Below are 10,972 nucleotides of genomic sequence, written 5' to 3'. Positions count from 1 at the left end.
TGGCCGGGGGAGGCCCCCCCCCGGGGGGCACGTTAACCCCGGGGGGCCGCCAGGGCACTTTTTTACTGCGCCACCGTCACGAACACCGGGTTCGAATAGAACCACAGGTCGTTGTAGTTGCGCGCGTTGATGGCATTGAAGCGCGCCACGTTGTCGGCCAGGTCCACCTTGGCGTCGGGCAGCGGTTCGCCCGCGGCGGTTTCGCCGGCCACGTCCACGCCCAGGTTGGTGCCGCGCAAGCGCAGGTACTGACTCTTGTCGGCCGTCACCGTGGTCTTGATGACGTTGTAGCCTTCGGCATCCACCGTCCAGTCGGCGCGCGTGAAGCGGGCCAGCACGCGGGTCGTCGGGTTGGTGTCGGCGTCATAGCCCGGCGTGCCGGCGGCTGCGCGCGTACCGACCTCGCCCACGATCAGGTCCACGTGGTTGACGGTAGGTTTGACGTAGGTGGGATTGCCGCTTTCGATCGGGTATTCGTAATGGTTGCTGTCCGGGCTGCGAAAGCGGATGGTGACTTCCACGCGTTCGCCCTTGGCCGCCTTCAGCTCGCCGCCCATGTGCACGGCGCCGCCTGCGCCCTTGGCCTGGAAGTCCAGCGCGTCGATCAGGTCGCCGAACACGCCGAACATGCGGCCGCTCTTCAAGCCCGCAACCACCGAGGCCATGTCCTTGCCGTCCTTCCAGACGTGCGTCTTGGCGTACTCGCCGGGCGCATAGCCCGAACTGTAGAGGCCCGAAGCCGTGCGGAAGTGGAAGTCCGAATCCGCCACGGTCCAGATGCGGCGGCCTTCGCCCAGCAATGCGTCCCAGGTGCCGCCCAGGTGCGCCACCAGATAGTCCACGCCGCCATAGGTGCGGTTGGGCAGGAAGGCGTTGGTATAGGCCGTGGCGTAGCCGCCGCGGTCCGGTTCCATCTGGTTGCCCACCATGCCTTCGATGGCGAAGAAGACGTCCGGCGCCAGGTCGTTCATCTCGCGCAGTTGCGCCACGGTGTACTTGCCGGCATAACGCGACGGATGGTTCAGCAGCATGTAGCTGTCGGGGTGCTTGTCGCGCAGCCATTTCAGCGCGGCCAGCGAATCGGCGTGGGTGGTGAATGCACGCGCCTGGCCTGCCAGGCGCGACACCAGCAGCGGGTCGAAAAGGGCGGGGTCACGGTTGGTGAACAGGTATTCGAATTCGGCCACCGCCTGCAGCGACTTGGCCGACATCGGGTCGTTCACGCCGATGCCGATGTTCACGTGGTCATGCGTCGGCATGTCCCATTCGAACGACGAAAAGATGATCTTGCCGGCATAGCGGCCAGCGGCTTGCGCAGTTTTGATGAACGGCACTTCGTACTGGGCCATGCCGGTGGAAAACGGCACGGGTCCGCCGGCAAGCGCCGTACCGGTATGGTCGCGGCCCGACAGGCGCAAATGGTTCGAGATCGCGGCCCAGTCCAGCTTGTAGCGGTCGAAGGCCTGGTCCAGCGCGCTTTCCAGGCTGACTTGCGCGTCATCCGATTGGTAGGTGTGCACGTGCAGGTCGCCCGCGGTCCAGGCGCCGGTCTCAACCGGCTTGGGATCGACCGGCGTGGGCTCCGTCACCACCGGCGGGGTGGGTGTGACGACTTCATTATCGTCGTCGTCGCTGCCGCCGCAGGCGCTCAACAGGGTGACGCAAACCAGCGACAACGGCATGACGGCCCGCCGCAAGCGGGATACTTCGAACTGCATGGACACACTCCAACGTCTGGCGGCCTGCGAGGGCATGGCCGCGAAAGGGCGGAACTATGCCCGCGGCGGGTGACGAGGGAATGACAGGCAGATGGGCGGGGGCAGCCACGCCCGCCCAGGATTATGGCTTGGCGGGCTTGGCCTCGGCCACGGCCTGCCTGATGATGGCCTGCGCCGTCCAGCGCACGACGTCCGTGATTTCAGGCAACTCCAGGTGCCAGATGTCCTTCAACACCAGGAACACCTCGGACCCGTAGACCAGCGACAGCGCCTGCGCGACGCGGTCTTGCTGCGCCGGCGTCAAGTCGGCCGCCAGCGGGGCGATGGCGCGCTTCAGGATGTCGACCCGATGGCCGCGCACCAAGCGCGGTTCGTTGCCCGCCTTGCCGGCGCTGGCTTCGGCGTGCTGCTGCAGCGACACCATGATGGCGGCGCGCAAGGGCGCCTCGTGCGCTTCCAGCCGGGGAAAGGCGAAGCGCAGCAATTCGTCCACGCGCGTGGCGGCGTCCGGCGCCGCGGAGCTCCAGGCCAGGATGGGACCCAGGCTTTCATCCACGACGGCCGCGATCAGCGCGCTTTGGCTGGGGAAGTACCGGTACGCGGTCGCGCGCGAGACCCGGGCGTGTTCGGCCAGCTCGGCGACGGACGGAGTGATCCCCTGGGCCATCAACTGCTGCGCCGCGTCCAGCAGCGTCTTGCGCATGCGGGCGCGGGGCCCGTGCGGAGGTTCCCCGCTGGCTGCCGCCTGTGGGCTGGCGGGCGCGATCAGGCGTGCGGTACCCGCCGCCGGGGCGGCAGGGCTGGCGAGGGAGGTTTGACGTGAGACAGGTGTCTCAGTATGATTCTTTCGTCTCATTTCTTGATTCTACAGGCCTTGCGGCCTCACATATCGAGGCGCGCACCGAGTGTAGCCGCCCGCGGAGGAGCCATGACGTATTCGAACCGGCGGGTCTTTGTCGCCGCCACCTACGACACCAAGGGCCACGAAGCCGAGTACGTGGTGGATCTGCTCAAGCGCGAAGGGCTGGACGTGGTGTCGGTGGACGTGTCCACCACCGGCGCCGCCAGCGCCGCCCAGGTGCAGGCGCAGGAAGTGGCCCGCAGCCATCCCGGCGGCGCGCAGGCCGTGTTCACCGGCGACCGCGGTACGGCAATTGCCGCCATGGCGCTGGCCTTTGAACGCTATGCGGCCGGCAACGGCGCCATCGGCGCCTTGCTGGGCCTGGGCGGTTCCGGCGGCACCGCGTTGATCACGCCGGCCATGCGCGCGCTGCCCATCGGCACGCCCAAGCTGATGGTGTCGACGATGGCCTCGGGCAACGTCGCGCCTTACGTCGGCCCCTCCGATATCGCCATGATGTATTCGGTGACCGACGTGGCGGGGCTGAATCGCATTTCCCGTCGCGTGCTGGCCAATGCCGCCGGCGCGATCGGCGGCGCATTCCGCCAGGCGGGCGTCGCCATCGAAGACGATGGGCGGCCCGCCGTGGGCATCACGATGTTCGGCGTGACCACCGCCTGCGTGCAGCAGGTGACGCCGTTGCTGGAATCCCGCTACGACTGCCTGGTGTTCCACGCCACGGGCACGGGCGGGCAGTCGATGGAAAAGCTGCTGGACAGCCATTTGCTGGGCGGCGTGCTGGACCTGACCACCACCGAAGTCTGCGATTTCCTGTTCGGCGGCGTCCTGGCCTGCACCGAAGACCGTTTCGGTGCCGTGGCCCGCACCCGCGCGCCCTACGTCGGCTCTTGCGGCGCGCTGGACATGGTGAACTTCGGCGGGATGGATACCATTCCCGAACGCTATCAGGGCCGCAAGTTCTATCCGCACAATCCGCAGGTGACGCTGATGCGCACCACGGTCGAGGAAAACACCGCCCAAGGTGAATGGATCGCTGCCAAGCTGAACCAGTGCGATGGGCCGGTCCGCTTCCTGATCCCCGAAGGCGGCGTGTCCGCGCTGGACGCGCCGGGTCAGGCGTTCTGGGACCCCGAGGCTGACGCGGCCCTGTTCGCCGCGCTGGAAGCCAACCTGGTGCAGACGCCGCAGCGCCGGCTGGTGCGCGTGCCCTGCCACATCAACGACCCGCTGTTCGCCAAGACGGCGGTCGACCATTTTCTTGAAATCGCTACCCATTAAGGATTGCCGTCATGCCCCGTTTCGACCGTAACGACCTGCTGGACAAGTTTCGCGCCATGGTGCGCGCACGCACGCCCATCGTGGGCGGCGGCGCGGGCACGGGCCTGTCGGCCAAGTGCGAAGAGGCGGGCGGCATCGACCTGATCGTGATCTATAACTCGGGCCGCTACCGCATGGCGGGCCGGGGCTCGCTGGCCGGGCTGCTGGCTTATGGCAACGCCAACGAGATCGTCGTCGACATGGGCCGCGAAGTGCTGCCCGTGGTGAAGAAAACCCCGGTGTTGGCGGGCGTGAACGGCACCGACCCCTTCTGCGACTTCGACGTGTTCCTGGACGACCTGAAGCGCCAGGGCTTTTCCGGCGTGCAGAACTTCCCCACCGTCGGCCTGATCGACGGCACCTTCCGCGCCAACCTGGAAGAGACGGGCATGGGCTATGCGCTGGAAGTGGACATGATCCGCCTGGCGCACAAGAAGGGCATGCTGACCACGCCCTACGTCTTCAATGAGGACGACGCGGTTGCGATGGCCAAGGCCGGCGCGGACATCATCGTCGCGCACATGGGCCTGACGACGGGCGGCTCCATCGGCGCCGAGACCTCGCAGACGCTGGACGGGTGCGTGGCCGCCATCGACCGCATTGCCGCGGCCGCGCTGGCGGTGCGCCCGGATATCATCGTGCTCTGCCATGGCGGCCCCATCGCCACGCCCGAGGACGCCGCGCACGTGCTGCGCGCCTGCAAGCATTGCCATGGTTTCTACGGCGCCAGTTCCATGGAGCGCCTGCCCACCGAACAAGCGCTGACCGCTGCCACGCGCGAGTTCAAAAACCTGACTTTCTAAGAGGGTCCCATGCCGCATACCGTCCACATCAGTGCCATCATCCATGCGCCGCTGGAAAAGGTCTGGCCGCTGTTCCGCGACTTCGACGGGCTGGCCGGCTGGCATCCCGGCGTGGCGCAAAGCCGACTGGAAGCCGGTGGCCGCCATGACGCGGTGGGCAGCGTGCGGCACCTGACGCTGGCGCCTTCGGGCTTTGTGCGCGAACAGCTGCTGATGCTGGACGATCCGGGCACCGCGCTGCGCTATTCCATCATCGAGACCGACCTGCCGATGCGCGACTACGTGGCGGGCGTGTCCCTGCGCCCCATCACGGAAAGCGGCCACACCCTGGTCGAATGGTGGGCCGACTTCCGGGTGGAAGGGGCGCCGCTTGCCGACGTGGCGAAGGCTGTGGGGCAGGGCGTGTTCGCGACGGGCCTGGCGGCGCTGGACGTGAAACTGCGCGCCGGCTAGGCCACCGCTTTCTTCCCGGCCGGCACGCGCTTGCAGCCGGCCGGCAGCGGCGCATCGCGCAGATAGTCGTGGATGGCGCGGATCAGCGCCTGCGCGGCCGGGCTCAACGGATACTCCTTGTGCCGGATGATGCACACCGTGCGCACGACGGTGGGCCGCGCCAGAAGCGCGTAGGCCAGGCCGGGTTCCAGCACGCGTTGGGCGGCCAGCGCCGGCAGCACTGCCACGCCCAGCCCGGCCTTCACCAGGGCCGCCTGCGACGTCGTGCTGGAAGCTTCATAAAAGGGCGCGCCCGCCTCGATGGGCAAGTCCGCCCGAGCGCGCAAAAGCGCCATGATCCCCGTTTCGTCCACTACCCCCACCAGCTTGCGCTCGGCCAGGTCCGACCAGCGCATGGTGCCGTCGCGTCCCGGCTGCAGGCCGGCGTCGTCGGCACGGTAAAGCACCCCGAAACGGTCTTCCAGCACGGGGTCGAAGCGCAGCCCGGGCGCGTCGGCCCAGCGGCTGGTCAACCCGAAGTCCACCTCGCGCGTGGCGACCTTGCGCTGGATGCGGCCGGAATTGTCGTCGCTCAGGTACAGGCGCACTGCAGGGTACTGTGCTGAGAAGCCGGCCGCGGCCGGCGCGATGATCTGCGTGATGGCCGATGGCGCGGCAGCAACGCCGACGCGTCCGCGTTCCAGCGCCCCATAACGCACCACGTCTTCGATCACGCCGTCAAAATCCGCCAGCAGCCGCATCACGCGGGGCAGAAACTCTTCGCCGGCGGCGGTCAGCAGCACGCGCCGGCTGGTGCGCGCAAAGAGCTGGGTTGCCAGAGCGTCCTCCAGTTGGCGCACCAGGCTCGTGACCGAGGATTGCGTCTGGAACAGGCGCTTGGCGGCATGGGTGAAACTGGATTCCTGCGCCACCGCAACAAAGGCGGTCAAGTGCTTCAGGGTGACATGCTTGGGCAGGCGATTCATTTCAAACCACGATAGATGGATCAATAAAAACAATTTTTCCAGATTGATCGCGCGAACGATACTAGGGCCTTCATCCAGGCAGGACAATCATGCGGCAGGAAACATTGGATCTGATCATTGAAGGCGGCTGGGTCATCGACGGCCTGGGCGCGCCCCGGCGGCGGGCCGACGTCGGCGTGGCGGGCGAACGCATCGCGGCGATCGGCGACCTGTCCGGCGTGGCCGCTGCCCGCCGGCTGGACGCCCGGGGCAAGATCGTGGCGCCGGGGTTCATCGACGTGCACGGCCACGACGACCTGATGTTCGTCGAAAAGCCGGGCCTGGAATGGAAGACCAGCCAAGGCATCACCTCGGTCGTGGTCGGCAATTGCGGCGTCAGCGGCGCGCCCGCGCCGCTGCCCGGCAACACCGCCGCGGCCCTGGCCCTGCTGGGCGAAACGCCGTTGTTTGCGGACATGCAGGCCTACTTCGATGAAGTGCGGTCTACCCAGCCGATGATCAATGTGGCCGCGCTGGTCGGCCACGCGAACCTGCGCCTGGCCGCCATGCGTGATCCGACGGCGGCGCCCAGCGTGGACGAACAGGCGGCCATGCAGCGCATGCTGGCCGAGGCGCTCGCCGCCGGCGCGGTGGGGTTCAGCACCGGTCTGGCGTACCAGCCGGGCGGTGTGGCCGAACCCGCCGAACTGGAGGGGCTGGCCCGCGTGGCCGCGGCGCATGGCGCGCTGCACACCAGCCATATCCGCAACGAAGGCGACGAGGTTGAAGCGGCCGTGGACGAAGTGCTGGCCGTCGGGCGCAATACGGGCTGCGCCACCGTGCTGTCGCACCACAAGTGCATGATGCCGCGCAACTGGGGCAAGAGCCGCGCCACGCTGGCCAACATCGACCGCGCCCGCGCCGAAGGCGTGGACGTGGCGCTGGACATCTATCCGTACCCGGGCAGCTCCACCATCCTGATTCCCGAGCGCGCCGAAAGCATCGACGATATCCGCATCACCTGGTCCACACCGCATCCCGAATGCAGTGGCGAATCGCTTGCCGACATCGCCGCGCGCTGGGGTTGCGACAAGACGACCGCGGCTCAAAGGCTGTGCCCGGCAGGCGCCATCTACTTCGCGATGGACGAAGCCGAAGTGCGGCGCATCTTCCAGCACGAATGCTGCATGGTCGGTTCCGACGGCTTGCCCAACGATGCGCATCCGCATCCGCGCCTGTGGGGCAGCTTCACGCGCGTGCTGGGCCGCTATGTGCGCGAGGCCGAGCTGCTGACGCTGGAAGCCGCCATCGCCAAGATGACGGCGCTGCCGGCGCGCGTGTTCGGCCTGGCCGGTCGCGGCCAGCTCAGCGTGGGGGCGTGGGCGGATATCACGGTGTTCGATGCGGACACGGTGGTGGACCGCGCCACGTGGGAGTCGCCCACGCTGGCGTCCACCGGCGTCGAGCACGTGCTGGTCAATGGCCAGCCCGTGTTTCCGGCAGCCGACGGCATGGCGCGCCCCGGAAAGATATTGCGCCGGGAACCCGCCGCGCGCGACCAGCACCCCGAATAACAACAGCAACCATCCTTCAGGAGACAACCCCATCATGATGATGCGCAAAACTTGTACGGCCCTTCTGCTAGCCGCCGTGCTGCCCGCGGCCCACGCCGCCTTTCCCGATCATCCCATCACCCTGATCGTGCCGTTCCCGGCCGGTGGCCCCACCGATATCGTTGGCCGGGTGGCGGCGGCGAAGGCGGGCGAGATCCTTGGCCAGCAGATCGTGGTGGAAAACCGCACTGGCGCCTCGGGCACCATCGGCATGGTCGCCACGGCGCGCGCCAAGCCGGACGGCTACACCGTGGGCCTGGCCACCGTCAGCACGCACGGCACCGCGCCGCACCTGTTCCCCAACCTGGCGTACGACCCGGTGAAGGATTTCACGCCCATCAGCAACCTGGTCACCAGTCCCAACATCCTGAGCGTGAATCCGAAGTTCCCCGCGCAGACGCTGGCCGACTTCGTGTCGCACGTGCGCGCCAATCCGAACAAGGACGGCTATGCCAACGCCGGCGCGGGCGGCGTGAACGACCTGGGCATGATCTGGTTCCTGCAGATCATCGGCGGCAAGATGAACAGCATCTCTTACCGTGGCTCGGCGCCCGCGTTGACCGACACCGTGGGCGGCGTGGTGCCGGTGATCTTCGACAACTTCCCGTCGTCGTTGCCCTACCTGAAAAGCAAGCATCTGCATGCGCTGGCCATCACGGGCGCCGAGCGCAACCCACGGCTGCCCGATGTGCCGACGTTCGCCGAGCAAGGCTACAAGGACTACGACGTCACCGCCTGGTACGGCGTCGTCGGGCCGGCAGGAATGCCCGCCGACGTGCGAGACAAGTTGGCGCAGGCCTTCGCCCAGGCCGTGCGCGATCCGGCCACGGCGGCAAAGATGGAAGAGACGGGCGCGTTCCCGCTGGGCAACACGCCGGCGGAATTCGCAGAACAGATCCGCAGCGAGCGCGACCGCTGGAAGACCGTGATCGACCGCGCGCAGATCAAGCTGCAGTAAGCGCCGTCAGTAGACGTCGCGGCGGTAACGGCCGCCGTGCTGCAGGGCTTGCAGGCGCTCGTCGCCCAGGATGTCTTGCAGCGCGGCGTCCACGCCGCTTGCCATGCCTTGCAGGCTGCCGCAGACATAGATGGCGGCGCCCGCGTCCACCCAGGACTGCACCGCGTCGGCGTGTTCGCGCAGCAGGTGCTGCACGTACCGGCGCTGGGGCTGGTCGCGCGAATAGACGGCGTCCATGCGTTCCAGCGTGCCGTCTTGCCGCCAGGCGGCGATGTCCTCTTGGCAGAAGCGGTCATGCGCGGCGTTACGTTCGCCGAAAACCAGCCAGTTGCGCCGGTGACCTGCGGCGCGACGGGCCTTGATCAAGGCCCGCAGGCCTGCCAACCCGGTGCCGTTGCCCACCAGGATCATCGGGCGTCCGTCGTCCGGTGCATGGAAATTGCGGTTGGCGCGGACGCGCAGTTCAATGCCGTCGCCTTCCTCGGCAATATGGGTCAGCCAGCCGCTGCCCAGCCCCAAGCCGCCGTCCGCGCTGCGCATCTGGCGCACCAGCAACTGGATGGCGCCATCTTCCGGCAGGGATGCGATGGAGTATTCGCGGTGCGCCTGCACCGGGCCGCCGCGTGCGTGCCGGGGGCCGATCTCGGCGATATCGCCGGCCATCCAGCGTGGTGCGTCGCCGGCGGGCGGTGTCAGCGTCAGCAGATAACAAGGGCCGCCCTGGCTGTCGGGATTCATCAGGGTGCGGCCAGCCAGGCGCCAGGTGTCGTACACGGGCGCTTGCCAGTCGGGCAGGTCGCTGCGGCCGGCCAGCAGGCCCAGGTGATGCTGCCAATGGCGCAGCGCCGCCGGGTCGCCGTTGTCCACTTCCACTAAATCGAACAGCGGCGTCGCGCCTTGGGCATGCAGCCAGTCGTCAAGCCGGTGGCCGAAACCGCAGAACTGGGCGTATTCGCTGTCGCCCAGCGCCAGCACGGCGTATTGCATGCCGGTCAGCGCCGGGGCCGCGCCGACGGCCGTTGGCAAGGCCTGCATCTGGCCGGCGAAGGCCGCAGCGGCGTCGGGCGGGTCGCCCTCGCCGTAGGTGCTGGCCACGAACAGGACGCGCCGATAGGTGGTCAGGCGCGCCAGATCCAGCTGGTCAAGCGCCGCCACGCGAACCGTCAGGCCGCCGGCGCGCAGGGATTCGGCCGTCTGCGCGGCCAGCGTCTCGGCGTAGCCGGTCTGGGTTGCGTAGGCGACCAGCGATGTGTCTTCGGGCGTGGGCGCGTTCAGGGCTTGCAGGGCCTGTGCGTGCAGGGCTTCCAGCCGCCGGGCGCGCCGCCATGCCCATATGCAGAGCAGCAGCCAAAGCCCCACCACGCATGCCGCAGCAATCAACCGGGTCAGGCTCATGGGATCAGCGAGGCAGCGCCAGCGCCTGGAACGCCGGGGTGGCGACGACGCGATAGGCGTCGGCGTCGCGCAGGATGAAGAGGGCCGCCAGATCATGGCGGCGGGCATAAGCCAGGCCGTCCGTTTCGCCCAGTACCGTCAGCACGGTGGCCAGCGCGTCGGCCTGCATGCAGACCGGGTGCAGCACGGACACCGAGGCCACGTTGTTGCGCACGGGCTGGCCGGTGCGCGGGTCGATGGTGTGGGCGTAGCGGGCCTCGCCGCTGCCGGCATGGCGCCGGTAGTCGCCCGAAGTCGCGATGCTGCGGTCTTCCAGCGGCAACGCCAGGGCATGGTCATCGCTGGCGTCGGGCACTTCGACGGCAACGCGCCAAGGCTGACCGTCGGGCCGTTTGCCGCGTGCCCGCAATTCACCGCCGACTTCCACCAGGTATTGCGTGATCCCCAGCGCGTCCAGCGCCATCGCGGCGCGGTCCACGCCGTAGCCTTTGGCGATGGACGACAGGTCCAGATAGGCGCCGCCGGGTTGGAAGGCGGCTTGCCGCGCGGCATCCAGCGCCACGCGCCGCCATCCGCAACGCAGGCGTGCGGCATCGATGGCGGCGGGCGAGGGCGGTTCAAAGGCGCGTTGATGCGGCCCGAACCCCCAGGCGTTGACCAGGGGGCCAACCGTCGGGTCATAGGCTCCCGCGCTGTCTTGCGCCAGCGCCATCGCATGGCGCAGCACATGGAAGAACGCGTCGGGCAATTCCCGCCAGCCAGCGCCGGCCTGATTGAACAGGCTGATGTCGGAGCCGGCTTCCCACGTGCTCATCTGGGCCACGACCTCGTCCAAGGCGGCCTGGATCGCCATCCGCGCCGCCTGATCGCTGCAACCGGCGGGCAGCGCCATGCGCGCCGACCAGGTCG

General features: G+C 68.2%; 10 protein-coding genes. 5 read left to right on the top strand and 5 right to left on the bottom strand.

Annotation, left to right across the window (positions count from 1 at the left end):
- Positions 1–62: 62 nt before the first annotated feature.
- Positions 63–1,718 (bottom strand): CehA/McbA family metallohydrolase domain-containing protein, encoded by a 1,656-nt coding sequence (locus AC27VE_RS30525; protein ID WP_488705830.1) that lies wholly within the window; start codon positions 1,716–1,718, stop codon positions 63–65.
- A gap of 121 nt (positions 1,719–1,839) precedes the next feature.
- Positions 1,840–2,487 carry a TetR/AcrR family transcriptional regulator gene (locus AC27VE_RS30520; protein ID WP_488705831.1) on the bottom strand — a complete coding sequence of 216 codons (648 nt, stop codon included), beginning with the start codon at positions 2,485–2,487 and terminating at the stop codon, positions 1,840–1,842.
- 159 nt (positions 2,488–2,646) lie between these two features.
- Between AC27VE_RS30520 and AC27VE_RS30515 the strand changes: the two genes are divergently transcribed.
- The 3 genes from AC27VE_RS30515 to AC27VE_RS30505 are packed head-to-tail and all read left to right on the top strand — an operon-like array spanning position 2,647 to position 5,153.
- Positions 2,647–3,858, top strand: coding sequence for a Tm-1-like ATP-binding domain-containing protein (locus tag AC27VE_RS30515; protein ID WP_488705829.1), 1,212 nt, complete (start codon positions 2,647–2,649; stop codon positions 3,856–3,858).
- A gap of 11 nt (positions 3,859–3,869) precedes the next feature.
- Positions 3,870–4,700 carry a phosphoenolpyruvate hydrolase family protein gene (locus AC27VE_RS30510; RefSeq protein WP_280028658.1) on the top strand — a complete coding sequence of 277 codons (831 nt, stop codon included), beginning with the start codon at positions 3,870–3,872 and terminating at the stop codon, positions 4,698–4,700.
- A gap of 9 nt (positions 4,701–4,709) precedes the next feature.
- Positions 4,710–5,153, top strand: coding sequence for an SRPBCC family protein (locus AC27VE_RS30505; RefSeq protein WP_280028660.1), 444 nt, complete (start codon positions 4,710–4,712; stop codon positions 5,151–5,153).
- Here AC27VE_RS30505 and AC27VE_RS30500 read toward each other — a convergent pair.
- The gene (locus AC27VE_RS30500; RefSeq protein ID WP_488705828.1) at positions 5,150–6,118 is read right to left on the bottom strand and encodes a LysR family transcriptional regulator; all 969 of its coding nucleotides are present in this window, start codon (positions 6,116–6,118) and stop codon (positions 5,150–5,152) included. The two genes, AC27VE_RS30505 and AC27VE_RS30500, sit on opposite strands and share 4 nt — an antisense overlap.
- Positions 6,119–6,207: 89 nt before the next feature.
- Between AC27VE_RS30500 and AC27VE_RS30495 the strand changes: the two genes are divergently transcribed.
- A complete protein-coding gene (locus AC27VE_RS30495) occupies positions 6,208–7,671 on the top strand; it encodes an N-acyl-D-glutamate deacylase (RefSeq protein WP_488705827.1) in 1,464 nt (487 codons plus the stop codon).
- A 37-nt stretch (positions 7,672–7,708) separates the two neighbouring features.
- Positions 7,709–8,668 carry a tripartite tricarboxylate transporter substrate binding protein BugE gene (locus AC27VE_RS30490; protein ID WP_035213413.1) on the top strand — a complete coding sequence of 320 codons (960 nt, stop codon included), beginning with the start codon at positions 7,709–7,711 and terminating at the stop codon, positions 8,666–8,668.
- A 6-nt stretch (positions 8,669–8,674) separates the two neighbouring features.
- On the opposite strand, the gene AC27VE_RS30485 is transcribed toward AC27VE_RS30490, so the two are convergent.
- Together AC27VE_RS30485 and AC27VE_RS30480 are read right to left on the bottom strand one after the other, a co-directional pair.
- Positions 8,675–10,063, bottom strand: a complete 1,389-nt coding sequence (locus AC27VE_RS30485; protein ID WP_488705826.1) for a sulfite reductase subunit alpha — start codon at positions 10,061–10,063, stop codon at positions 8,675–8,677.
- A 4-nt stretch (positions 10,064–10,067) separates the two neighbouring features.
- A partial coding sequence (locus AC27VE_RS30480) for an FAD:protein FMN transferase (RefSeq protein ID WP_488705825.1) occupies positions 10,068–10,972 on the bottom strand: 905 nt, incomplete at its 5' end.

The sequence above is a fragment of the Achromobacter sp. 18P8.1.1 genome (genome assembly GCF_057799415.1).
Note: the sequence above shows the minus strand (reverse complement) of the source record. Positions and strands in the feature narration are given on the sequence as shown.